This is a genomic window from Arthrobacter sp. NtRootA1, assembly GCF_019976975.1.
GTDB classification, from domain to species: Bacteria; Actinomycetota; Actinomycetes; order Actinomycetales; family Micrococcaceae; genus Arthrobacter; species Arthrobacter aromaticivorans.
The window spans coordinates 3,494,422-3,517,424 of the sequence record NZ_AP024630.1; the positions used below are offsets into that span (position 1 = coordinate 3,494,422).

A 23,003-nucleotide genomic window follows, 5' to 3' on the forward strand; every position below is an offset into this window, starting at 1 on the left:
GCTCCCTTCACTGAAGTTGGATGTTCTTCATCCACTGAACTGTTCTTCTAACCACTGAACTCTTCTAACCACTGAACCAGCAGGGCCGCAAAATAGGCCAGTGAAACAACTTGCATCTCAGATATTGAGACGGCAATATCATTACATGGACAATTCTAGTGGAGTCGGGGTCATTGATAAAGCGGCCCAAGTACTCGATGCCCTCGAGGCCGGGCCAACAACACTTGCACAACTTGTAGCGGCCACGGGCCTCGCCCGGCCCACCGTTCACCGGCTCGCGCTGGCCTTGGTCCACCACCGGCTGGTCAGTCGCGACATCCAGGGACGATTCGTTCTGGGCAGCCGCTTGGTGGAACTCGCATCCGCGGCCGGTGAAGACCGGCTCATCGCTTCTGCAGGGCCGGTGCTCATCCAACTGCGGGACGCTACCGGCGAGAGCGCCCAGATTTTCCGCAGGCAGGGCGATTGGCGCGTATGCGTTGCCTCAGCGGAGCGTCCGATCGGGCTGCGCGATACCATTCCGGTGGGAACCCAGCTGTCCATGAAAGCTGGCTCGGCCGCGCAGGTCCTCCTCGCTTGGGAAGACCACGACCGCCTGCTGGAAGGACTCCAGAACGCCCGCTTTACGCCCACCGTCCTGGCAGGAGTACGACGCCGGGGCTGGGGTCAGAGCCTGGGCGAACGCGAGCCGGGGGTCGCCTCGGTTTCCGCTCCGGTCCGTGGACCCTCTGGACGGGTCATAGCCGCAGTGTCCATTTCAGGTCCCATTGAGCGCCTCACGCGTCAGCCAGGACGATTGCACGCCGAGGTCGTCTGCAATGCCGCCCGGGTACTGACAGAAGCCTTGCGCAAGAACAACGACTAGACCTGCTGTCTTTGAAGGGGGACGTCCATGACCACCTACGCAGTATTCCTGAGGGGCATCAACGTCAGCGGGATCAACATCAAGATGGCCGACCTGAAATCGGCACTTAAGGGCTACCCATTCTCTGACGTGAAGACGCTGTTGGCGAGTGGAAACGTTGTCCTGAAGAGTGATCTGAGCATCAAGGATGTAAAAGCCCAGTTCGAAAAGTGCCTGCGTGAATCCTTCGGCTACGACGCCTGGGTTGTTGTCCTCACTTCTTCGCGGGTGGCCGAACTCGTGGATGCCTGCCCGTACCCTGCCGACGACAAAGCCACGCACAGCTACATCACGCTCACCTCGGACAAAGCCATGCTGGACGAGCTCTTTGAGGCCGGAGAGGCCCTTGGTGGCGTGGAACAGGTGCGGCTCGGACCGGAAGCTACCGCTTGGCTATCACCGGCCGGAGGCACCTTGGATAGTCCCTTCAGCAAACTCTCTGCCAAGCCGCGGTACAAGGCCAGCACCACAACGCGGAACCTTCGGACCCTGATCAAAGTCAAGGACGCTGCGGCCGATCTATAGACGTCCCTATCCTTTGCGCGCGGTTTCTATCGCCGCGTTGAAGGCACCTAAACGGGCAATCTGCACCTCCACCGGTTCCACGATGCGCTGCTCAGCTACGCCTGCTATCGCGGTTTTCAGTCTTTTGGCCACGCCCTTGGCGCGCAGGCGAGCGGCCCAGCCGCCGATGATTCTGCCGAAGATGGCAAGAACAATCCCCAAAACCACTCCGCAGGCCACCATCAACGTAGGCCAGGGCCATCCCTCAGTCCTCGGAACCTCCGGCACAGGCATTTGGAAATAGCCGAGCGCGGCCAGGAGCCCAAGCCAACCAAGTCCACCGACCGCCAGGAGAAGTGCGATCCATTGAAGTGAGTTGAACAACAACCACCAGAACGGGCGTTTTGACGTTTTGAGATCCGTCCCGGCGATGGCTTGGTCCAGGGCATCCGGCAGTTGCTCGCGGCTTTCCCTGGCCACAGCACGGATGGACGCCCGCCACGGGCCAGGAGCGCCTTCCGAAGCCTCATCCACAAAATCACGCACTGCGGCATCCGTCCTCGCACGTTCGGGTGCGCCCGCTACCGGCAAGGAAGTCCGGTTGAGTTCGGGCCTGGTGTCCTGCCTACCCAGGTTCAGCCTCCGCAGGGGATCAGGCCGGAATCGCAGCAACCAGCGCGTCACGGGCCATCCCGTCCGCCGCGCCGATTCCCTCTTGAAGGATCGCGCTACCGCGTCAACCACCACAGGTACGTTGGCCGCCGTCGACAATTCAGTGGCGAGTCTAGCCTTGGTGTTTGCTTTGATGCCGCGAGCCTCGCCTGCACCTGAAACCTGGAACAGTTCGGCAGCAGCCTTGGAGACATCGGCAGCCAAGCGTTTTGTGGCGGCCTCCCGTTGGATCACGACGTCCCGGATGGCACCACGGACGGCATCGATGCCTTCGCCAGTCAGTGCCGAGGCGCCCAGGATGCGAACGTCATCCAGGCCGTCGCGCTCAAGGATGCCTTTCAGGGAATGAAGCACGTCAGCGGTGTCGGCGTCGTTGAGCTTGTCTATTTGGTTCAGGACAACAAGTGTGACGGCTCCATGGGAGGCCATCGGACGCAGGAAGTCGTTGTGCACGGCAGCATCTGCATACTTCTGCGGGTCCAGCACCCAGACCAGGACGTCCACCATCCCGACCATGCGCTGGACTACCTCCCGGTTCTCCACTTTCGTTGAATCAAAGTCGGGAAGGTCCAGCAGGATCAGGCCGCTCTCCGCAGAGGCCAGGCCTGGGAGCCCGGGCAGGCTGTGCCGCTCCTGCACTCCGAGCCAGTCCAGCAGCGGCCCACTTCCGTCCTCGCCCCAAATTCCTGCCAACGGCGCGGATGTGGTGGGCCGACGGGCTGCCGCGGTTGCCAGATTGCTGCTGGAAACGGCATTGAACAAGGATGACTTGCCGCTTCCTGTGGCCCCGAAAAAGCCCACCACCGTGTGTCCTGCCGACAACGAGCGTCTGGACGAGGCCCGTTCAAGGACCTCATAGACGGATTGCAGTTCCTCCTCGGGCAGCACTCCCTCGGCCAGCTCCCGTGCTGTGTTCAGCGCTTCGAGCCGCCGCTGGAGTTGGGACGATTCCCGGACTTGGCTGTGCCGGCTCATGCCGCTCCTGCCAAGCGACGGAGTGCCTTGGCATGGTGGTCGAGGTGCATATCGCTATGGACGGTGCCACCGTCCAAGCCAGTGGCCTCCAGCCGACCGAGGAACCTGTCCCGTTCTTCCTCGAGAAGGCGTTGGCAGGACGTGTGAAGATCGGCCCTGGCTTGCTGGGCAAGCCGACGGACGGCATCCTCACCGAAGACAGCTTCAAGCAGCTTCTGCCCCACCACAGCCGTTCCACCCGCAATGCCTATCTCCAACCCTGTCAAACCGGCAGTCATGGAGAAAACCACCACCATCAGCGCTGCGCCCAGCCCGTTCACGCCGAAGGAGAGCCACCGGGCCTGCGTGCGCTTTTCCTGACCTTGGGTGCGGATCAGTTCCATGAGTCCTTCCTGCCAGGAGCGGATGGCGGCCGCGGCCTTCGCGTCAAAGCCAGGACTGGTCCCTGAAAGATCTGCGGCGCCCAAGAGCTGGCGGCCTGCCGCGTCCGAGCGCCAGCGCCTGTCGACGTTTTCTGCGGCATTGGCGGCCTCATCAAGAATCACTGCTTGCAAACCTGTCTCGATCGCGGTCTCGACTTTCACAGCCGGGGCGGGTTCACCCCTGAAGAATGCCCCAATCCGGTCCCGCATACGCCCTATGTTCTGCTCAAGTGCACGGAAGAATTCTCCCGTGCCCACAAAATCCTGCCATCGTGCCAGCACTTCCCCGCGCAGCAGCGCACCGTCCTTGGTTGCTTCCAGAATGCGAAGCAGGGCGTCGTCGTATTCGTGAATGCAGACGGAGCGCAGCTCATGCGCCGCAGCATCCTGGGCTGCAGCCGCAGCTGCAATGGCTTCAAACCGGGCGCTCACTGCTTTGATGGCACCATTGAGCGTACGCCGCGCGACGTCCGCTCGTCCGGCAGCATCAGCGGCAAGACCGGCGAGCCAATGACGCAATCCGTCGACCGCTTCGGCAGGTAGCATGCCCAAATCGTCCAATGCACTTTCCTGAACCACGAAGAGTTCTGCAGTAGCCAAGCCCTGACGATCCAACATCGCCTTGAGGTCCGTCCTGACTTCTTCCTCCGCTGCCGGTGGCACGCGGTCCAGCACCACGGCGACCGTAATGTCCCGCGAAGCCGCATCCAGGAGCAGGCGCCACGGGACGGCGTCGGCGTATCTGTTTGCCGTGGTGACGAACACCCAAAGATCCGCTGCGGCGAGCAACTGACCCGCCAGCCTGCGATTGTTATCGGAAATGGAGTCGACGTCCGGCGCATCCAGAATCGCCACGCCCTGGGGCACATGGTCGTGACCCACGAGCACCAGGGAGGTGATTGCCTGGGCATCCGGCGCCATCCCGGCTTGATTTGCAGGCAACGGTTCCTCAGAGACGCTGCCCCTGATCCGCTCCAGGTTGGGAAGAATGCGCTGGCCCTCAAACCACTCCCCATCCTGCGGATGGTGGAGGAGGATCGGCTGGCGCGTTGTCGGTCTAATAGCTCCGGCACGTGTCACCGGGTAGCCTACCAACGCATTAACCAGCGTCGATTTACCGGCACCAGTGGAACCTCCGACGACGGCCAGCAGCGGCGCGTCCAGGCTGCGGTACCTGGGGATCACATAGTCGTCGAGCTGTGCGAGGGTCTCCCTGATCAAGCGGCGCCCGGCTTCGGCATCGGGCAAGGCGAGTGGCAAGGCTGCGCCCGCTAGTTCGCTCCGGGCCGCTTCAAGGGTGTTGACGGCATCAGCCTGGGCTTTATTCGTGACAGGACTGGTCCCTGCTCTTGGCGGCTCTTCATGTGCGGTCACAGCATCATCATGCCAGCCTAAGGACTGTCAGCGGGTCATCAGGAGCCCGGCTGGAGGGAATGTCGGGGGGAGGCTAACCCGGAATGTCGGCTCGCTAACGAAAATGCGCTTAAACCAAGAATTCCCCCGGAACCAAAGTTCCGGGGGAATTGTTTGTGACCCCAGCGGGATTCGAACCCGCGTTACCGCCGTGAGAGGGCGGCGTACTAGGCCGCTATACGATGGGGCCTTGCACTTTTTCTTCGCCGTTTCCGGCGAACAAGCTGAATGAGTATTTCACACTTTCAGCTCTCTTCCAAATCGGCTAAGCGATGTGGAATTCTGATTTTCCGCTGCAATAGAGCGGAATTTCAGAGCTGGGATACCAGGACTCGAACCTAGAATGACGGTACCAGAAACCGTAGTGTTGCCAATTACACCATATCCCAAAGTGACTTTTGGACCGGAGTTCTTCGCCGTGGTTTCCCTTGGCTTTTCCCTCCGTGCCCCTCAGCACGAGTAATGACTCTACCGGAGTCTTGCCACCTGCACAAATCGCGAGGCCGTTACCTGCATCACATGGATGTCAGGCTGCGGAAGGTGCCTTAATCAGCAGTCTCGACAACGAATCCACCTGACGCCCGACGAACTCTTCAACCTCTTCCCCGGTCCTGTTGAGCCACACGCCAATAAGGCCGGCGGCCGTTGCGCCGTCCGCGTCAAGAAGCCGGTTGTCCCCAACGTAGAGAGTCTCACCGGGTTCTGTCCCCAGCAGCCGCACGCCCTCAAGGTAGATTGCAGGATGCGGCTTCGCCACGCCGACCGTATCCGTTCCTACGAGGATCTTGATCCTGGACAGGCCCGCCCCATCCAACTTGGCCCGTTGGTAGTCATGAACGTTGTTGCTGACAGCACCGTAGGGAATGTCCGCAGCGTCGAGCGCATCCAGCACGCCTGCTACGTCGTCGAAAGCGCGCACGTAGGCCGTTTGCCGCTGATGGTACTCAGCAACCCAGGACTGCGATTCCTCACCGTCTCCGAGCTCAACGCCAAAGTGGCCCAAGGCTGCCCGGCCCCTCAAAAGGCGCTGCTCATTGAAGGTCAGTTCGCCAGCAAGGTAGCGGTCATAGAAATGCGTTGTCTCGTGGGTGAAGATACGGCCGAACTTCACCCACCCGGCCTGGTCAAGGCCGGGCAGGAGATGTTCGCTAACATCACGCAGCGCCGTTGTCATGGCGTACTCAAGGTCCACCAAGGTGTCGTCGATGTCGAACAGAACACCGCGGATAGTTCCGAAGGAGCTTGCAATAGCCATGACCGTTGCCGCCTAGCCCCGGAACGCGCGAACGCGGGCCAATGAGGAGTCCTTACCCAGGATCACCATTGACTCGAACAGCGGCGGAGAAATACGTCGGCCTGAAATAGCGGTGCGCACCGGCCCAAAGGCAGCACGGGGCTTGATGCCAAGGTCCTCGACCAATGCCTGCTTGAGTGCCGTCTGAATGTTCTCAGCGGTCCAATCCTCTATGGGCTCCAACGCAGCAAGTGCCGCGTCAAGCACTTCCTGCAGGTTCTCCGGGAGCCCCTTACGGGCGTCGTCAGCAACATCGATCGCGTCGTCGGCCTTGAAGAGGAAGGCCAACATCTCAGGAGCTTCGCCCAGAAGTGTGATGCGCTCTTGGACCAGAGGAGCCGCCTCCCCGAGGATCTCCTCCTGCCGATGCGTGAGGATCTCCCCCACGAAGCCCGCAGCACGGAGATACGGGACGAGCCTCTGCTTGAAGTCCTCCGGCTCGAGCATACGTACGTGGGTCCCGTTGATGGCCTCGGCTTTCTTGAGGTCGAAGCGCGCAGGGTTACCTAGGACATCATGGATGTCGAAGTTGGCCACGAGCTGCTCCACGGTGAAAATGTCCTCGTCCGCGTTCAGTGACCAGCCCAGCAGGGACAGGTAGTTGAGCAGGCCTTCAGGGATGAAGCCACGCTCGCGGTGCAGGAACAGGCTGGATTCCGGATCGCGCTTGGAAAGCTTCTTGTTACCCTGGCCCATGACGTAGGGCAGGTGACCGAACTCCGGCATGTACTCCGCCACGCCGATCGCGTAGAGCGCCCGGTACAGCGCGATCTGCCGGGGCGTGGAACTCAGGAGGTCCTCCCCGCGAAGCACGTGCGTGATGCCCATGAGGGCATCGTCCACCGGGTTCACCAGCGTGTACAGCGGAGCACCATTGGCACGCACAACCGCGAAGTCGGGCACCGAACCGGCCTTGAACGTGATCTCGCCGCGAACGAGATCCTTGAAGGTCAGGTCCTCATCCGGCATGCGAAGACGCAGCACTGCTTCCCGGCCTTCGGCCTTGAACTGGGCAAGCTGTTCCTCGGTCAGGTGGCGGTCGAAGCCGTCATACCCAAGTTTGGGATCGCGGCCAGCTGCCCGGTGGCGGGCTTCGATCTCGTCCGGCGTGGAGTAGGACTCGTAGACATGTCCCCCAGCCTTGAGCTTGGCGATGACGTCCTGGTAGATATCTCCACGCTGTGACTGGCGGTATGGCTCATGCGGTCCGCCTACTTCGACGCCCTCATCCCAGTCGATGCCCAGCCACTTAAGGGCATCCAGCAGCTGGTGGTAGCTCTCCTCGCTGTCGCGGGCAGAGTCAGTGTCCTCAATGCGGAATATCAGCTTGCCACCGGTATGGCGCGCATAGGCCCAGTTGAACAGGGCAGTGCGGATCAAGCCAACGTGCGGCGTTCCCGTAGGCGACGGGCAGAAGCGGACGCGGACTGGAGTCTCGGCGTTGACGGCAGGGATGGCGCTGGAGGCAGCGCTGGACGCAGAAGCAGTAGTCATAGTGCTTCAACTTTACCGCTTGATATCGGCCCGGTTCCCCGCAGGAATGGCCCGACGACGGCCCGCGCCTTTCGTACGAAAGTCTCGTGCCGTCGTCGGGCGCTAAGGTCTGGTCCGGCCGTTAGCGGCGAACCACCGGGTTGGACAAGCGGCCGATGCCTTCGATCTCCACTTCGAAGCGGTCGCCCTCGCTGACCAGACCGACGCCCGCCGGGGTTCCCGTCATGATGACGTCGCCCGGCAGCAGGGTGAACGCGTGCGAAACGATCGAGACGAGCTCGCGAACGCCGCGGATCATCTGGCTGGTGCTGCCGTCCTGACGGAGTTCGCCGTTGAGCCGTCCCTGGATGGACAGGTCCTCGTGGTCGAGATCGGTTTCGATCCACGGGCCCAGCGGAGCAGAGGTGTCAAAGCCCTTGGCGCGGGCCCACTGGAGATCGGTTTTCTGGACGTCCCGGGCAGTGAGGTCGTTTCCACAGGTGTAACCAAAGATGACGTCGTCGGCACGTTCCTCGGGGACGTCCTTGCAGATACGGCCGATGATGACGCACAGCTCCGCTTCGAAGGAGACTTCATCGGAGAACTCCGGGAGGACTATCGGATCGTTTGGCCCAATGACAGAGGTGTTCGGCTTGAGGAAGAGCAATGGATGTTGCGGAACCTCGTTGCCCAGCTCAGCAGCATGCTCGGCAAAGTTACGCCCAACGCCGATCACCTTACTGCGCGGAATGATCGGGGCAAGGAGCCGCACATCCTCAAGCTTGTGCTTCACGTGGGTACGTTCGACGCCGTTGAAGAAGGGGTCGCCGTTGATGACAGTGATTTCCTCACTGCCGGGCTCGCCTTCAACAACGCCATAAAGGGGATCAGAATCAACTACAAACCGGGCGATACGCATGGGCTCAAGCCTACCTTCCAGGGCTTGGGCGTTTGCGCGCTAGCTACGAAGGTAATCCAACTGCGCGGCAACCGATGTCTCAGCTGCCCACCTGACTGAAGGATCGACGTCGGGATACACCGCATCAGTAACTGCGGCAATCGGCGCATCCTGGCCGAGCTGTGCCAACGCAGCCCTGATCTGGTCTAGCCGCTGCTGGCGGTGTTCGCGGTACTCGCGGCATTTCCCGTCCAGGGCAGGAAGCACCGGGCCATGGGCGGGAAGGAGCGTAGCCGGGCCCAGGGATTCGAGTTTGTCCAGACTGGCGAGGTAATCGCCCAGGCGGCCATCGGGGTAGTCCAGCACCGTGGTGCCGCGGCCCAGGATGGTGTCACCCGTAAGAACGGAGCCTGTGGGACCGTCAGCGGGGAGATGGAAGCACAAGGAATCCGACGTGTGGCCAGGGGTTGCCACGACACGGATCTCTACGCCGCCGGCACGCAGGACTTCGCCGTCCACCAGAGGCGAGCCGCCGTGGCAGTACTCCGCGGCAGCAGCCCTGACGGGAGCGCCCGTCAGTTCATGGAACCTGGCGGACGCTGCTGTGTGATCAGCGTGCCGGTGCGTAATGAGCACGACGTCCACCACGCCTGCGGCCGCAAGCGCTGCCAGGTGCCCTTCGTCTTCCGGGCCGGGATCCACGACGGCGACGTGGCCGGAGCCCGGGGCGCTGATGACGTAGGAGTTGGTGCCGTCCAGGCTCATCGGGCCCGGGTTAGGTGCCAGCCGGAAGCGGGTGAGGCTGCTGCTTCTCTGCAGTCCAGAGGTCTCGTCGCCGACGGGGTGGTTACCGGAAGTCGCCATTGATTCTGAAGTCACTGTCCCATCTTGGCACCACTTCGGATCCTCGCTCACATCCGGACCGCTATTCACCGATGCTCGCTCATATCCGGACCGCTTTTCACCGATGCTCGCTCATTTTGAACGTCGACGGCGGACCGCACCGTTGACCTCAACCGACCACTCCGTATGTGAGAGAACATTCCCGCCAAACGGTCAGGATGTGATAAAGGAATCCAGAAAACCCGTTGGGAAGTGAGAGAGGAAACCTGAAAAACCGTTGGGATGTGAGAGAGGACCGGGGATGGCAACGGCGGCCCTGCCGCTTGGTGACCAAGGGGCAGCACCGCCGTCGTGCGTTTCAGTTGTGTCAGGAAACCCTGGTACTAGACCAGGCGTGTCAGCCAGCCGTGGATGTCTTCGACGGTACCGGTCTGGATTCCCAGGAGCTTCTGGCGGATGGCCATGGTGGTTTCGCCTGCCTTGGCGTCCTCGGATCCGATGAATTCCGTGGCGTCCTTGAGGACACCGATCGGGGTGATCACGGCCGCCGTACCGCAAGCGAAGACTTCAGCGATCTCGCCTGAAGCAACGCCGTCGCGCCATTCGTCCAGTGTGATCTTGCGCTCGGAAACTTCCCGGCCCATGTCCTTTGCCACCTGGATGACGGACATGCGGGTGACGCCCTCGAGGATGGTGCCACTTAGCGCGGGAGTAACCAGCGAGCCGTCCTTCATGACGAAGAAGACGTTCATGCCGCCGAGTTCTTCCACGGCGTCGTCGTTGAAGTGGTCCAGGAAGAGGACCTGCTTGCAACCGTTCGCTTCGGCTTCCTGCTGAGCGATCAATGAAGCTGCGTAGTTGCCACCGCACTTGGCCGCTCCGGTTCCGCCGCGGCCGGCGCGGGCGTACTCACGGGAGATCCAGATGGAGACCGGCTTGAGCTCGCCACCGAAGTAGTTACCGGCGGGGGAAGCAATAACGCGGAAGGACACCTCGCGGGCAGCACGAACGCCAAGGAAAGCCTCGGTGGCGATCATGAACGGACGGAGGTAAAGGGCTTCGCCGTCGCCCGACGGAACCCATTCCTGGTCGGCCTGCACGAGTTCACGGATGGCACCGAGGAAGTATTCCTCCGGCAATTCCGGAAGGGCGAGCCGGCGGGCCGATTTGTTCAGGCGCGCGGCGTTCGCTTCGGGGCGGAAGGTCCACACCGAACCGTCAGCGTGGCGGTACGCCTTAAGGCCCTCGAAGATCTCCTGGCCATAGTGCAGGACTGCGGCCGAGGGATCCAGGGAGATAGGTCCGTAGGGTTCGATCCGGGCGTTCTGCCAACCGCCATTGCCATCGGCGTCAACTTTGTAGTCGACGACGGCGGTGTGGTCGGTGAAGTAATCGCCAAAGCCTGGGTTCGCCAGGATGGCTGCACGCTCCTCAGCAGACTTCGGGGTTTCCGAAAGCTGCTGGCTGAATTCGACGCCATGGGCAGTCTGAGTCATGTTTCCTCCACAGTCAGCTACCTGGTAGCGCGAAACGGGTCCCGGAGGAAGCGGTTCAGCGGTGGACCAGGGAAGCAGGTAAATAATTCAAGACAAGCTTACGCCTGAGAAATGAGCCTAAAGTGCCGCCGCAATAGCATCGCCGATCGCCGCAGTAGTGCGCGTCTCGCCGGTGCGGCTTTCGACGTCGGCGACCACTGCCGCCTCGATCTTGCGGGCCGCCGTGGTGTAGCCAAGGTGGTCCAGGAGGAGCACTGCGGAGAGGATGGCCGCGGTGGGATCGGCTTTCTGCTGTCCGGCGATATCCGGTGCTGAGCCATGGACGGGTTCGAACATGGACGGTGCTGTGCGGTCCATGTTGATGTTGCCCGATGCCGCCAAGCCAATGCCACCCGTAACGGCAGCGGCGAGGTCGGTCAGGATGTCCCCGAAAAGGTTGTCGGTGACGATCACATCGAAGCGGGAGGGATCGGTAACCATGAAGATGGTTGCAGCATCGATGTGCAGGTAATCGTGGGTGACCTCGGGGAATTCGCTGGCCACTGCTTCAACGGTGCGCTTCCACAAGTGTCCGGCGAAGACCAGGACGTTGTGCTTGTGGACGAGGGTGACGTGCTTGCGCGGACGTTCGCTGGCGCGGCGGAATGCATCCCGCACCACGCGCTCCACGCCATGCGCAGTATTAAGGGAGACCTCGGTGGCAACCTCGTGCGGGGTTCCGCCGCGCAGGGTGCCGCCGTTGCCTACGTAGGGACCTTCGGTGCCTTCCCGGACAACGATGAAATCGATGACCCCGGGGTTTGCCAAGGGGCTCCCGACGGTTCCATACAACCGGGACGGCCGCAGGTTCACGTAGTGGTCCAGGCTGAAGCGAAGCTTGAGCAGCATCTCGCGTTCGATGATGCCGGAAGGAATCCTGGTATCGCCCGGGGCTGCTCCCACTGCCCCAAAGAGAATGGCGTCACGCGTCCGGAGGTCTTCCAAAACCTCGTCCGGCAGGGTCTCGCCCGTTTCAAGCCAGTGCTGCGCACCGAGCTTGTAATGGGTCTGCTCAAGGGCCACGCCTTCGGCGGCGACAGCCTTTTCGAGGACCTTGACAGCTTCGGCGATGACCTCGGGGCCGATGCCGTCGCCGGGGATGACAGCGAGGTTGATGGACGATGCACTCATACTTCTATCTAGCCAAGCAATCCACATGTTGGTCAAAATCGTCTCACTCTTCGAACAGGCGACAAGGGCGAAATCAGACCAGGGCATGACGCCTGCGACCAAACCGAACACATAGAGTCGTACCGTGGACAGAAGGCACGCTTTATACGAATGGTTCCGGATCAACCGCTTCAAGGTAGATCTGGCGGCCACAGGCTTGCTCGTCCTGTTGTTCGGACCTGTCTATCTGGTGGCCGACCGCCCTTTGCTCTTCCTCATCTCCTGCGGCCTCCTGTTGCCGCTGGCTTGGCGACGCACGCGCCCTGTGGTCGCGGCCGCCGTCGTGGTTTTGGTGTGCCTGGTCCAGTGGGCGATCGGCGCCGAACCGGTGGCCGGCCAAATAGCCGTGCCCCTGGTCATCTATGCAACGGCCGCTTATGGGCCGGCCTGGGCGAGCCGGACGGTCCTGCTCCTTGGTTTGCTGGGCGGTGTCATGCTCACCACGCGTGAATACTCAAGCTCCGCCGAGTCAGGCATCATGGGCCTCACCATCGGGGCCCTGTACACGGTCCTGATCTGGATGCTGGTGCTGGTCAGTTGGACACTCGGCGATCTCACCCGCGTACGGCGGCTCCAGCTCCAGGCCCTTGAGGACCGGACCCGCCGCCTTGAAATCGAACAACTGCAGGAGCGCCAACTGGCCGCCGCTGATGAGCGCTCCCATATCGCGAGGGAAATGCACGACATCGTGGCGCACTCGCTCTCCGTGATCATTACCCAGGCCGACGGCGCCCGTTACGCCGCCACCGCTAAGCCGGAACTGGCCACCGAAGCGTTGGCCACCATCGCAGCCACGGGTCGGGATTCCCTCGGCGAAATGCGCAGGCTGCTAGGGGTCCTGCGTTCGGACGAGGACGCGCCGACAAGGCCGCAACCGAGGCTTTCCGATCTCGATGAGCTGCTGCTGGGATTCCGTGCTGCCAGGCTGAATGTCTCCTTCGAACAGCTTGGCATGCCTCGGCGGGCCCTTCCGACCGGGGCCGAACTCACTGCCTACCGGATCATCCAGGAAGCGCTCACCAACGTCATGAAGCACGCGGGACCCCACGCCCGAGCGAGTGTGACGCTCACGTGGCAGGGTCGCGGTTTAGAGCTGAACGTCGTCGACGACGGTCGGGGCGCCGCGGCTGATCCGCCCACAGGAGGAGGGGGAAACGGCCTCCGCGGCATGGCCGAGCGCATCTCGCTCTACGATGGTTCCCTGACCGCAGGCCCCTTACAGGGCGGCGGTTTCCGTGTGTCCGCTTTCATCCCTTATTCGGAGGCCTAAACCATGCCTGAACTCCCCTCACCCATACGGGTGGCGCTCGTCGACGACCAGCAATTGGTTCGCTCGGGGTTCGGCATGCTGATCAATTCCCAACCTGACCTCCAGGTGGTGGCAGAGGCAGGCAACGGCATCGAGGCAGTGCAGGCACTTAGTGCCACCACGGCGGATGTGGTCCTGATGGATGTACGCATGCCGGGTATGGACGGAATCGAAGCTACGAGACGTATTTTGGAACAGGCAGCCACCCAGCCCTCGGGCTCCCAGCGGGCAGAGGTCAAAATCGTAGTCCTGACCACCTTCGACCTCGACGAATACGCTTTGGCTGCGATACAGGCCGGGGCCAGTGGGTTTCTCCTCAAGGACGCCCCGCCGGAGGAGCTGTTGGAGGCTGTCCGCACCGTCTACCGCGGTGACGCCGTCATCGCACCATCCACTACACGCAGGCTCCTGGATCACGTTGCTCCCCTGCTCAGGACACAAACGCCCGAGCAGAGCCGGCACGCTGCCGCCGTCGAACGCCTGACCGCCCGTGAACGCGAGGTTTTCCAGCTGATCGCCCAGGGCCAGTCGAACCCGGAAATAGCCGCCGGGCTGTTTCTGTCCGAGGCCACGGTGAAGACCCACGTGGGCCACATTCTGGCCAAGCTAGGAGCCCGGGACCGCGTGCAGGTGGTGGTCATCGCCTATGAGACCGGCGTGGTCGCCCCAGGAAGCTAGCTCCGCCCATCACGTGATCGCCGGCCTCAGACCACGGTATGAGCTGGCCTTGCCAGGAATGGGTCCCTGGCCGGATCCAGCGGCGCATCCCCGGCACATAGCGTGAAACCATGACAACTTTCACGCCCCTCCCCCACCCAACAGGCAACGGCCTCCCCGCTAAAGCCGATGCATCCGGCCCACGCACAGCAGTTGAAGCTTTCGCGCTGACAAAGGGCTATGGACGCGGCGATACACGTGTCATGGCTCTGAACGAGGTATCGGTGGGCTTCGAGGCAGGCAAATTCACCGCAATCATGGGACCTTCCGGATCGGGCAAATCCACGCTCATGCATTGCCTCGCCGGCCTTGATACGGCGGACTCCGGACGGATCGTCCTGGGCGGCACAGAGCTCACCGGACTCAACGACCGCCAACTCACCGCCCTTCGACGCGAGCGCATTGGCTTCGTGTTCCAGGCCTTCAATCTTGTGCCCACCCTGACAGCGGAACAGAACATCACGCTGCCGCTCGCTTTGGCGGGAACAACCGCCGACGCCGGGTGGCTGGATACCGTAGTCAGCACCCTGGGGTTGAAAGACCGGTTGAAGCACCGACCACACGAGTTGTCCGGCGGACAGCAGCAGCGTGTCGCCGTAGCCCGGGCGCTACTGACGCGTCCCGACGTCGTGTTTGGCGACGAGCCGACCGGCAACCTGGACTCCAAAGCCGGCGGCGAAGTGCTTGCGCTCCTGCGTCGCAGCAGCCAGGAGATGGGCCAGACCATCATCATGGTGACCCATGACCCCGTCGCCGCAAGCTATGCCGACCGCGTGGTGCTGATGAGCGACGGCGGTCTGGTAGGCGAGATCCAGAAGCCCACAGCGGAATCAGTTTTGACGGCGCTCGGCAAGCTGGGGGCTTAAGGCATGCTGCGTGTAGCTCTCTCCCAATTGACGACTCACTTCCGACGATTCGTCGCAATCGGGCTCGCCGTGATGCTGTCCGTTATGTTCCTCTCAGCCACGCTTATGGTGGGCGCGAGCACCAATGCTTCACTTGGCGCCAGTATCGGCGAGGCCTACCGCAACGCGGACCTTATTGCTACATCCAAAAACGGTGAGGCCTTCAGCCAGGCAGCAGTGGATGCCGCGACGTCCGCGCCCGCAGTCAAGGACCATTACGCCGAACGCTCTACGTATGTGACGTTCGTGGCCGGTGGCGGTGAGCAGCAGGGCCGGCTGCGAAATACGGCGCCATCATCCCTGGAGGGTGCGGTCTTGTCCTCCGGTTCCATGCCGTCGCAGCCCTTCGAAGCCGTGATCGACGTCAAGACGGCAGAGCATCTGGGACTCACCGTTGGAAGTACGCTCGAGCTGCACGGTGCAGGACCTGTCAAGAACGCCAAGGTAAAAGTTACCGGCCTGATTCAGGCAACGAATGATCCTTTCTCATCCTCGGCGGCCCAGATTGTCGCATCAGAATCTGTCCTGAACGCGGTGCAGGACGCCGGAGCAGGATACTCGGGCCTGCAATTCACTCTCCAACCCGGCGAAGACGTCTCCGCAGCGAAGGAGTACATCGCGCACCGCATGGAAGCGGCAGGCGCCGAAGCTCCCACGCTGGAAACCGCGCAGGAGAAGGTCACATCCACGGTCGCCATGCTGAGCGCCGGTCAGGACCAACTCACAGTGGTACTGCTCGCCTTTGCCGGCGTCGCTATCCTCGTCTCCATTCTGGTGGTGGCCAATACGTTCTCCGTGCTGGTGGCCCAGCGAACAAGGGAACTGGCGCTTCTTCGGTGCCTCGGCGCAGGACGGTCCCAAATCCGCGGATCCGTCATGCTGGAGGCCCTGGTGGTCGGATTCATTTCCGCCGTGCTGGGCGTGATTGCCGCAACCGGCCTCATGTATGGGCTCATCGCCTGGGCGAAGACACAGCCTGAGCAGGCTTTTGCCACCCTGGCCGTACCGCCGTCGGCAATCATCGCCGGCCTTGTGGCCGGAACGCTGCTGACAGTCATTGCAGCCCTCGTACCCGCCAAAGCCGCTACCGCGGTCGCTCCCCTGGCTGCCCTGAGGCCTGCCGATGACGCTGCCGTTGGCAACCGGCGCGGCAAGGTCCGCCTGGCTCTGGGCCTGGTGGCGCTCCTCGGCGGCGCGTCATTGCTGATTTTCGGCAGCACTACCGTCTCGCTGCTGATTGCGTTGTTCGGCGGAGCCCTCTCCTTCGTGGGGATCCTGTTGTGCTCAACCCTGTTCATTCCGACGGTAGTGGCCCTGGCTGGACGCGTGGCCGCACCCGTAGGTATTCCCGGAAAGCTGGCTGCGGTCAACGCCACGCGCAATCCCGCCCGTACGTCGGCTACCGCCGCTGCCCTGTTGATCGGCGTCACTCTGGTGTCGCTGATGATGACCGGCGCAGCCACGTCCCGGCAGGCCTTCAACGACACCCTTGCTGAGAATTATCCCGTAGACCTGGCAGCGATGACCGCCGCTGGTTCCATCGGCTCCGGCGATGCCGCTGTTTCCCGTATCAAGGCAATCGACGGCGTCAGCACCGCAGTCCTGCTCCCGGCTGTCGGTACCCTTGCCGAGGCCACGCCTGATGGCGAAAGTACCATCTATGGAATCTCCGCGGCCGATGCCTCGTCCGTGCTGCGCGATGGTGCTTTGCGGCCGAACCCCGGTACCGTCTACCTGCCCGAGGACTCCACAGGCGGAGCCGCAACGATCTCGACGGCGACCGGTCCCGTATCGCTGGATGCCAAGGTCCTCCGCACGCGTCACATCCCACCTTTCGTGGAGATCTCCAGCGTCCCGTCCAGTGCATTGGCGGAAACGCCCTCTATGGCGTGGGTGAAACTGGACGACTCGATATCTGCTGACCGTGTCCAGGCCATTCAAAAGGAAGTGGCCGCGGCCTTGGGTGTGCAGGAACGCACTGTCAGCGGCGCGGCAATCGAGCGCGTGACCTTTAACAGCATCATCGACGTCCTGTTGCTGGTGGTCACAGGATTGCTGGGGGTGGCAGTGGTGATTGCCCTGATCGGTGTGGCGAACACGTTGTCCCTCTCCGTCCTTGAACGAACCCGGGAGAACTCCTTGCTGAGGGCACTGGGCCTGACGAAAGGCCAACTCCGGGGAATGCTCGCGATCGAGGCCGTGCTCATAGCTGGTGTGGCCGCAGTCCTCGGTGCGGGCATGGGCATCGTCTACGGTTGGCTGGGCGCCCAGGCCGCTCTTGGCGGTGTGGCTGATGTTGTTCCGGCGGTTCCGTGGCTGCAGCTCGCAACGGTGTTCGGCGTGGCTATGGTGGCCGGTTTGCTGGCCTCCGTGATACCTGCCCAGCGTGCAGCGCGGCTGTCCCCTGTTGAGGGTCTGGCCACGGCCTAATCCTCTCCCACATCAACGGGCCATATGAGAAATGCTCTCTCACTTCCTTCCCTTGAACGGGAGGATGTGAGAGAGCATTTCAGCTTTGGGGCCGTTATGTGCGAGAGCGAGTACTTACGCTTCCACGGGTTCCTCGTAGCGCGGGAAGATCGGCGTCGGGGCCGGAAGTTCAGTGCCCGGAACGATCGGCGTGGCGATGGCGGCGAACTGCCGGGCCTCGCCTTCGGGCTGTCCGAGCACTTCAAGGAGCTTGGCAGACGAGGAAGGCATGACCGGCTGGGCGAGGATCGCCACGATGCGGACAACTTCCAGCGTGACGTAAAGCACGGTATTCATCCGCTCGACGTCGGTCTTCCGCAGCACCCACGGCGCCTGATCGGCGAAGTAGGCGTTGGTGTCTCCCAGCACTGTCCAGATAGCCTCCAGGGCGCGGCTGAACTCCTGCTTGTCAAAGGCGCCCCGGGCAGTAGCCAGCAACTCTCCGGCCTTCGCGAGCAAGGCGTTGTCCTCAGCCGTGAACTCGCCGGGGACAGGAACCTTGCCCTCACAGTTCTTAGCGACCATGGACAACGAACGCTGGGCAAGGTTGCCGAAGTTGTTGGCCAGGTCCGAATTCATGCGGCCCACGATTGCCTCATGGTTGTAACTGCCATCGGCGCCAAACGGGACTTCCCGGAGGAAGAAGAAGCGGCACTGGTCCAGCCCGTACTGCGCCACGAAGTCCTGCGGGGCGACAACATTGCCCAGGGATTTGGACATCTTCACGCCGTTGTTGGTCAGGAACCCGTGGATCATGACCCGCTTGGGCAATGCCAGGCCTGCGCTCATGAGGAAGGCCGGCCAATAGATTGCGTGGAAGCGGGAAATGTCCTTGCCAATGACATGGACATCGGCCGGCCAGAACTTCTTAAAGGACTCAGACTCGACATCCGGGTACCCGGCACCAGTGAGGTAATTCGTCAAGGCATCCACCCACACGTACATGACGTGCTTCTCATCGCCCGGAACAGGGACACCCCAGTCGAACGTGGTGCGGCTGATGGACAAATCCTCAAGGCCGCGTTTCACAAAGCTGATGACCTCGTTGAACCGGGACTGCGGCGCACCAAACTCAGGCTGGGCCTCGTAAAGGGCCAGGAGCTTCTCCTGGTAGGCGGACAAGCGGAAGAAGTAGCTTTCCTCGGCAGTCCAACTGACGAGCGTGTCCGTCTCCTTGGAATAACGCAGGCCATCTTCCTTGACGACGGTATCGTCTTCGACGTAATACGCTTCGTCGCGGACCGAGTACCAGCCCTCGTACTTTGACAAGTAGATGTCGCCGTTCGCCTCCATCTTCTTCCAGATGGCTTGCGACGCCGTGTAGTGGTCCGGGTCCGTGGTGCGGATGAAACGGTCATGGGAGATTCCCAGGTCCTGGCTCATCTGCTTGAACGCCGCAGAGTTGCGATCCGCGAGCTGCTTGGCCGTAATGCCTTCCTTCTCGGCCGACTGCTGCATCTTGAGCCCATGCTCGTCCGTGCCGGTCATGAAGAACACTTCATGACCGTCCAAGCGCTTGAACCGCGCCATGGCATCAGTCGCGATGACCTCGTAGGCGTGTCCGATGTGCGGCACGCCGTTGGGGTAGCTGATAGCGGTGGTGATGTAGAACGGGGATTTCTCTGCAGACGTCACTCTAAGAAGTTACCTTTTTTTCGAATGGAATGACTGGACCGGCCGCAAATGACGGCCGGTCCGGTCTGTGCCGGACATCCCGGCGAAGGAGCAGTCTTGCGGACTAGTTCAGTTCGGTCAGCGTATCGCTGAGGCGCACCAGTTCGTGGTCGTGCGAAGCGACGAGTACAGCAATGCCATCGCTGGTTGTGTCCTTCAAAATGCCGATGATGCGGTTGGCTGCAGCACGGTCCAGGCTGGCAGTGGGCTCATCCACCACCAGTACGCGCGTGCCCAGGATCAGGGCCCTGGCAATAGCCACACGCTGGCGCTCACCGCCGGAAAGCTGTGCGGGACGGTGCCGCATGCGGCGTCCGAGGCCCACCAGGTCCAGAAGGTCCTTGGCCATCTCCGTGCGCTGTTCCACTTCTCCATCCGGCACGGCGGGCAGCAGCACGTTCTCGAGGGCGCTCATGCCGTCGATCAAGGCGCCGCCCTGATCGACGTAGCCGATCAAGGCACGACGCCGGTCAGCGATCTCGTCGTCGCCCATAGAGGCCAAGGAGTGTCCCTCCCAGAACACAGTTCCCGACGTCGGCAGGGTCAACCCGGCGCTGACGGTCAGGATACTGGTCTTGCCCGAGCCGCTTCGGCCGGCGATGCAGTGCATCTCGCCGGCGTGCAGGGTGAGGTTGAAGTCATCCACGACGTCGACTTCCTCGGCGCCGCCCTTGTCTCCGCCGTAGTGGATGGTGACGCGGCTGAGCTCCAAGGGTGTCGCGTGGTCCGAGGCCCGGACGATGGTGTTGGCACGTGTCTGCAGCGACTCGTCCGTGGATTCCGGGGTCGCCGTCAGCTCGGGGTTGAGGTTGTCAGTCATTTGACTACTTTCGTTGCAATCGGAATCCAGCAAATTACGGCCAGCAGCCCGGCCAGTCCGGCCCAGAGTGCTGCGTACGGAGCAAGGAGGAGCCCCAGTCCAAGGGCACCAAGGACTCCCAAGGGAAGCGCCACGGTGCCGACAAGTGCGTTTTCAAAGAAGCGGACCTGGCCCAGCATGTCCGGGTTCCAGCCCATGGCACGCAAAGTGCCCAGATACTCGCGCTTGGCGTGGAGCTCGAACCGTCCGGTCACGAGTGTGAGCAGCAGACCCACAACCACGCCAAACACAGCGAGGATCACGCTTGGCAAAGCAATGCTCGCGGCGGCCAGCCCACTCAAGGCACTTGCTCCTGCTGCCCGGGGGATGTCGATCAACAGTGCGATCAAGGCCCCCACGGCGGCACCGAAGACGCCTACGGCCACGGCCAGCGAGACAGAGTTGAACCGGTTGGTAGTGAGCTGCCTGTTGGCAAACGTCAAGGGCGAATCAACAGTGACGAGGCGCTCATCATGCTGGGGTTCCTGGTCTACCACCACGCGATGACGCAGCTGCTGGGCAGCCAGCAAGGCAGCGCCACTGTAGATGATGAGCATGGTCACTGAGACGATCACAGTGGCAAGGTTCCAACTGAGCAGGCTCAAAATGATCCCTGCAGCGGCCAAGGCAGCCGCGCCCACGGCGAACTCTTCGAGCACCCAGGACCTGACGCGCTTCTGAGTCCAGCCCATTGCCCTCAGGATGCCTGCTTCGCTCCGGCGCTGCCGGATGTAGCTGACGGTTGAGGCACCAGTCAGGAGCGTGGCGCCAAGGAGCGTCAGGAAGAGGAGGGTGATGTTTGTGCCTGTCAGCGAACCCGAAACGGCGTCAGCCGCGTCCTGCCGAACCCACGACTGCTGGACCGTGCCCAGCGGAGATTCCTTGCCGGCGTCGTCCTTGCTGTACCCGGGAACGAAGATATTGGCGTCTTCGCGGGCGGAACCGGCCACGACGGTCGCTTCCAGGCCCAGTTCACGGATCTGGGCGGCAAGCTTTTCGACGTCCGGTTGGGCCTGCTTCCACGTTCCAGTGGCGTTGGCGCGGACGCGGATGGCGTCGATGACGTTGGCGTTGGTGTCATAGCCACGGGCTGCGGCCAGGCCGTAATAGTCAGTGATGGCGCCGGCCGACTGGCTGACCAGACCTGTTGCGCTCAGTGATGGCTTCAGGACAGTGCCATTGGCGTCCTTGCCCTCGGCATCCTTGCTCAGTGTCAAGGGAGCCGGGTCATAGCCGCCCAAGGGGAGCTTGTTGACGTCACCGGCTGCAGCCTGAACGTCTGCCGGGTTAAAGGTGCCGTACACCATCGGCATGGGAGTCGCGGGCTTTTTTCCGGTTTCAAGATCTTCCCGGTAGGAGCGCTCATCCACAGGCTTGCGCTGGGTCTGGTCCACGGCTGCGCCGAAGGACGACTTTTCCGGAAGGCGGTTGACTGTGACCCAGTCCCCCGGCGTCGCTGTCTTGTCCGAAGCACCGTTGGCGGCTTCGTCGCCCTCCTTGTACTTCGGGGCTGCAGCAAAGGCAGTACTCCAGGTTGCCGGGTTGTAAAGCCCCTGGCTGAAGGAGGCAGTACTGCCAAGGAGTTGGCTGTGGTCAGTTGAACCCGGCCATTCAAGGGCAAACGGTGCCTTGGAAACGAACGGCAGGTAGTCCTTGTCCAGGGAGCGCGTTACAGTTCCGACATCCTTGACTACTTTGCCGTTGTTGTCGATTTCCTCGATCTTGACCGAGTACTTCAAATCCAGGGACGTTCCCGAGCGAACAATCAGCGGAATCGCCTGGGAATCATCGGTCAGCAAGCCGTCGCGCTTTGCCTGCTGGTACTGCGTCATCAAGGGAGCCCAGTACTTTAGCTTCACACCGAGGAAGTCAGGACCTTCCTCAAGCTGGTCCATGCTGAGGCCGCTGGTGAAGAGACTTTCGAAATGCCGGCCAATGGCGCCTGCATTGCGGGCGTCCGCTGGCGGAGCCTTCTCCAAGGGTGCAAGGAAATCACCTGCGGAGCCCAACAGCGCCCTCTCTGAGGCAGGATCGACGGCAACGACGGACTCAGTCACCTCCGGCGCCAGTGGAAGCGCCACCGAAAGATTGAAGAGGTTGTGTTCGGAGCCGAGTGCTGGAGCGGGGAACTTAATCCCGGTCTCACCGTCCGGACCCGCGATCCGGACATTCGAGCCACCGGCAGCCTGTTCCTGGATCAGGCGGCCCTTGCCCAAGGTCCCTTCGGCGCTCGTCTTGAAAAGGGTTTGCTGGTTGACGCCATCGGAGCTTGTGGCGGAGGCTGTCAGCCGATACTTCTTGGGCGTGTCGGACAAAACGGATTCAGCTGCAGGCCACTTGCTGGCGTCCATGGCCGAGGGGTCCCCTGCCGTTATGCCACCGGCAAGGCCGGAGTTGTAGCCCAAGTAGTCCATGGCATTCAGGCGCGGAGCCTCGAGGTTCTGCGAAACCCGCGAAACGAGGCTGATGGGAGCAGCGACGGCCGTCTGGCCCATCGTGCGGATTTTATCCAACTGCTCAAAGCTGATGCCGCCCTGCCCATTGGCGATTTCCGGCTGGATCAGCGCACCGCCGTCCCCGTCCTGTGAGGGGTCCGGCTTTGCCTGGACCAGGATGTCGTAGAGTCCCCGCGAGTTCTCATCCACGGTCCTGTTCAGAGCGGCCTGTGACTGGCTCTGGACTAGGACGGACAAGCACATCGCGACGATCAAAATGGCCGCGGTCAGCAGCAGCACACGGCTTCTGATGAACCTTTGGACGGCGTTCATTGGGCTCCCTGAGACCTTGATTGCGGGCGCGCACACATGCTCCGTGAATCCTTGAAAACACAAAGGAATCCCGGGCTCTATGTGCAAAAAGTAGTGGCCGGCCTGCTGCCGGGTCCGAATCCCGGACCAAGCCATTGTAAGCAGACCGACCACCGTTGCGTGTCAGTGGTGTGTCCCCGGCACGCGAACTTGGCTGATG

Annotated in this window: 17 protein-coding genes and 2 tRNA genes; 6 read left to right on the forward strand and 13 right to left on the reverse strand. The window is 62.1% G+C overall.

Annotated features, from left to right (window positions below; genetic code table 11):
- The first annotated feature begins 145 nt into the window (after positions 1–145).
- On the forward strand, positions 146–865 hold the full coding sequence (locus LDN90_RS15870; RefSeq protein WP_014922101.1) for an IclR family transcriptional regulator: 720 nt from the start codon (positions 146–148) through the stop codon (positions 863–865).
- Positions 866–892: 27 nt separating this feature from the next.
- The gene (locus LDN90_RS15875) at positions 893–1,429 is read left to right on the forward strand and encodes a DUF1697 domain-containing protein (protein ID WP_223946321.1); all 537 of its coding nucleotides are present in this window, start codon (positions 893–895) and stop codon (positions 1,427–1,429) included.
- A 6-nt stretch (positions 1,430–1,435) separates the two neighbouring features.
- Here LDN90_RS15875 and LDN90_RS15880 read toward each other — a convergent pair whose 3' ends face one another.
- The 10 genes from LDN90_RS15880 to LDN90_RS15925 all read right to left on the reverse strand — a co-directional run bounded on the left by LDN90_RS15880 (position 1,436) and on the right by LDN90_RS15925 (position 12,064).
- Positions 1,436–3,055: a GTPase gene (locus tag LDN90_RS15880; protein ID WP_223946322.1), complete on the reverse strand. Its 1,620-nt coding sequence runs from the start codon at positions 3,053–3,055 to the stop codon at positions 1,436–1,438.
- A complete protein-coding gene (locus LDN90_RS15885) occupies positions 3,052–4,851 on the reverse strand; it encodes a dynamin family protein (protein ID WP_223946323.1) in 1,800 nt (599 codons plus the stop codon). Before LDN90_RS15885 ends, LDN90_RS15880 begins: the two co-directional genes overlap by 4 nt.
- A gap of 156 nt (positions 4,852–5,007) precedes the next feature.
- Positions 5,008–5,080 (reverse strand) — tRNA-Glu (locus LDN90_RS15890).
- 127 nt (positions 5,081–5,207) lie between these two features.
- Positions 5,208–5,279, reverse strand: a tRNA-Gln gene (locus tag LDN90_RS15895).
- A gap of 137 nt (positions 5,280–5,416) precedes the next feature.
- Complete coding sequence (locus LDN90_RS15900; RefSeq protein ID WP_216923879.1) at positions 5,417–6,145, reverse strand: HAD family hydrolase; 729 nt, start codon at positions 6,143–6,145, stop codon at positions 5,417–5,419.
- Between the two features lie 12 nt (positions 6,146–6,157).
- Complete coding sequence (gene gltX, locus LDN90_RS15905) at positions 6,158–7,678, reverse strand: glutamate--tRNA ligase (RefSeq protein WP_223946324.1); 1,521 nt, start codon at positions 7,676–7,678, stop codon at positions 6,158–6,160.
- A 121-nt stretch (positions 7,679–7,799) separates the two neighbouring features.
- Positions 7,800–8,576 (reverse strand): fumarylacetoacetate hydrolase family protein, encoded by a 777-nt coding sequence (locus tag LDN90_RS15910; RefSeq protein ID WP_216923881.1) that lies wholly within the window; start codon positions 8,574–8,576, stop codon positions 7,800–7,802.
- 39 nt (positions 8,577–8,615) lie between these two features.
- A complete protein-coding gene (locus LDN90_RS15915; RefSeq protein WP_223949307.1) occupies positions 8,616–9,419 on the reverse strand; it encodes an MBL fold metallo-hydrolase in 804 nt (267 codons plus the stop codon).
- Positions 9,420–9,781: 362 nt separating this feature from the next.
- Complete coding sequence (locus LDN90_RS15920) at positions 9,782–10,894, reverse strand: branched-chain amino acid aminotransferase (protein ID WP_223946325.1); 1,113 nt, start codon at positions 10,892–10,894, stop codon at positions 9,782–9,784.
- 117 nt (positions 10,895–11,011) lie between these two features.
- Positions 11,012–12,064 (reverse strand): 3-isopropylmalate dehydrogenase, encoded by a 1,053-nt coding sequence (locus LDN90_RS15925; RefSeq protein WP_223946326.1) that lies wholly within the window; start codon positions 12,062–12,064, stop codon positions 11,012–11,014.
- A gap of 124 nt (positions 12,065–12,188) precedes the next feature.
- Between LDN90_RS15925 and LDN90_RS15930 the strand changes: the two genes are divergently transcribed.
- The 4 genes from LDN90_RS15930 to LDN90_RS15945 all read left to right on the forward strand — a co-directional run bounded on the left by LDN90_RS15930 (position 12,189) and on the right by LDN90_RS15945 (position 17,464).
- Positions 12,189–13,373 (forward strand): histidine kinase, encoded by a 1,185-nt coding sequence (locus LDN90_RS15930; RefSeq protein ID WP_223946327.1) that lies wholly within the window; start codon positions 12,189–12,191, stop codon positions 13,371–13,373.
- Between the two features lie 3 nt (positions 13,374–13,376).
- Positions 13,377–14,090: a response regulator transcription factor gene (locus LDN90_RS15935; protein ID WP_216923885.1), complete on the forward strand. Its 714-nt coding sequence runs from the start codon at positions 13,377–13,379 to the stop codon at positions 14,088–14,090.
- Between the two features lie 110 nt (positions 14,091–14,200).
- Positions 14,201–14,995, forward strand: a complete 795-nt coding sequence (locus LDN90_RS15940; RefSeq protein ID WP_223946328.1) for an ABC transporter ATP-binding protein — start codon at positions 14,201–14,203, stop codon at positions 14,993–14,995.
- A gap of 3 nt (positions 14,996–14,998) precedes the next feature.
- The gene (locus LDN90_RS15945) at positions 14,999–17,464 is read left to right on the forward strand and encodes an ABC transporter permease (RefSeq protein WP_223946329.1); all 2,466 of its coding nucleotides are present in this window, start codon (positions 14,999–15,001) and stop codon (positions 17,462–17,464) included.
- Positions 17,465–17,578: 114 nt separating this feature from the next.
- On the opposite strand, the gene metG is transcribed toward LDN90_RS15945, so the two are convergent.
- The 3 genes from metG to LDN90_RS15960 all read right to left on the reverse strand — a co-directional run bounded on the left by metG (position 17,579) and on the right by LDN90_RS15960 (position 22,804).
- Positions 17,579–19,138: a methionine--tRNA ligase gene (gene metG, locus LDN90_RS15950; RefSeq protein ID WP_223946330.1), complete on the reverse strand. Its 1,560-nt coding sequence runs from the start codon at positions 19,136–19,138 to the stop codon at positions 17,579–17,581.
- A gap of 103 nt (positions 19,139–19,241) precedes the next feature.
- Positions 19,242–19,997 (reverse strand): ATP-binding cassette domain-containing protein, encoded by a 756-nt coding sequence (locus tag LDN90_RS15955; RefSeq protein WP_216923889.1) that lies wholly within the window; start codon positions 19,995–19,997, stop codon positions 19,242–19,244.
- Positions 19,994–22,804, reverse strand: a complete 2,811-nt coding sequence (locus LDN90_RS15960) for an FtsX-like permease family protein (RefSeq protein WP_216923890.1) — start codon at positions 22,802–22,804, stop codon at positions 19,994–19,996. The genes LDN90_RS15955 and LDN90_RS15960 overlap by 4 nt, the downstream gene beginning before the upstream one ends.
- Positions 22,805–23,003 lie beyond the last annotated feature (199 nt).

Excerpts from the sequence above, each read along its gene's own strand:
- LDN90_RS15900 (WP_216923879.1), bottom strand. The coding sequence starts at position 6,145 with ATGGCTATTGCAAGCTCCTTCGGAACTATCCGCGGTGTTCTGTTCGAC.
- LDN90_RS15910 (WP_216923881.1), bottom strand. The coding sequence starts at position 8,576 with ATGCGTATCGCCCGGTTTGTAGTTGATTCTGATCCCCTTTATGGCGTT.
- LDN90_RS15875 (WP_223946321.1), top strand. The coding sequence starts at position 893 with ATGACCACCTACGCAGTATTCCTGAGGGGCATCAACGTCAGCGGGATC.
- LDN90_RS15920 (WP_223946325.1), bottom strand. The coding sequence starts at position 10,894 with ATGACTCAGACTGCCCATGGCGTCGAATTCAGCCAGCAGCTTTCGGAA.
- LDN90_RS15955 (WP_216923889.1), bottom strand. The coding sequence starts at position 19,997 with ATGACTGACAACCTCAACCCCGAGCTGACGGCGACCCCGGAATCCACG.
- LDN90_RS15870 (WP_014922101.1), top strand. The coding sequence starts at position 146 with ATGGACAATTCTAGTGGAGTCGGGGTCATTGATAAAGCGGCCCAAGTA.
- LDN90_RS15960 (WP_216923890.1), bottom strand. The coding sequence starts at position 22,804 with ATGAACGCCGTCCAAAGGTTCATCAGAAGCCGTGTGCTGCTGCTGACC.
- LDN90_RS15915 (WP_223949307.1), bottom strand. The coding sequence starts at position 9,419 with ATGGCGACTTCCGGTAACCACCCCGTCGGCGACGAGACCTCTGGACTG.
- LDN90_RS15880 (WP_223946322.1), bottom strand. The coding sequence starts at position 3,055 with ATGAGCCGGCACAGCCAAGTCCGGGAATCGTCCCAACTCCAGCGGCGG.
- LDN90_RS15935 (WP_216923885.1), top strand. The coding sequence starts at position 13,377 with ATGCCTGAACTCCCCTCACCCATACGGGTGGCGCTCGTCGACGACCAG.
- LDN90_RS15940 (WP_223946328.1), top strand. The coding sequence starts at position 14,201 with ATGACAACTTTCACGCCCCTCCCCCACCCAACAGGCAACGGCCTCCCC.
- gltX (WP_223946324.1), bottom strand. The coding sequence starts at position 7,678 with ATGACTACTGCTTCTGCGTCCAGCGCTGCCTCCAGCGCCATCCCTGCC.
- LDN90_RS15925 (WP_223946326.1), bottom strand. The coding sequence starts at position 12,064 with ATGAGTGCATCGTCCATCAACCTCGCTGTCATCCCCGGCGACGGCATC.
- LDN90_RS15945 (WP_223946329.1), top strand. The coding sequence starts at position 14,999 with ATGCTGCGTGTAGCTCTCTCCCAATTGACGACTCACTTCCGACGATTC.